Source organism: Exiguobacterium sp. UBA7533 (genome assembly GCF_002479335.1).
Classification (GTDB): domain Bacteria; phylum Bacillota; class Bacilli; order Exiguobacteriales; family Exiguobacteriaceae; genus Exiguobacterium_A.
This window is the reverse complement of sequence record NZ_DLMP01000015.1, coordinates 1-609: the sequence shown is the minus strand read 5'-3', so window position 1 is coordinate 609 and position 609 is coordinate 1. Positions and strand designations below refer to the sequence as shown.

The 609-nt window shown below is 49.9% G+C and carries 2 protein-coding genes; both read right to left on the bottom strand.

What is annotated here, in order from left to right; genetic code table 11:
- Positions 1–416 (bottom strand): FAD-dependent oxidoreductase (locus B2U10_RS14245; RefSeq protein ID WP_290788457.1); only part of this gene is annotated, 416 nt, incomplete at its 3' end.
- Positions 406–609: ferrochelatase (locus B2U10_RS14240; protein ID WP_290788454.1), on the bottom strand; the 204-nt coding region annotated here is incomplete at its 5' end. The genes B2U10_RS14245 and B2U10_RS14240, both read right to left, overlap by 11 nt.

Here is a 609-nt window from a genome sequence, read left to right as displayed (position 1 = left end):
TCAGGAGCCGGGTGAAGCAATCGTTCTGACACTTCTGCTTTTTCTTCTTCCGTCAACAAAGAAGTCTCTGCAAATAACTCTAAATCCGTCGGGATACCCATGACGGCACCTTTTGGAATCGGGTGGAGACCTCGCGCATCCAATATATAGGCTTGCGACGTGTTATTACGAACGAGTTGCTCCCCTAATCCAATCTCTTCGATGAGATCCGTCAGTACGTGTTTTCGTGCTACATACGAATCTGGTCCCCGCTCGATCGTCAATCCTTCGTCCCGATATGTTGCCACCTTACCACCGAGACGACCTTCTGCCTCAAGTAACGTGATGTTCATTTCCGGAAACTGTTTCTCTGCATAATAGGCGGCCGCAAGTCCTGATATACCGCCGCCCACGATGACGAGACGTTTACTGGACATAACTACCCACCTGTTTCGCGACGGCTTCCGTGACAGCTTTCATGAAAGCAGGATCCGCGTTTGGCATGACAGGTCGCGCATAATGGATTCCGAGTTCGTCGCAGACGACTTTACACTCATAGTCATTATCGAATAATACTTCTAGATGGTCCGCAACGAAGCCGACTGGCACGTAAACGAACGCTTCGTATCC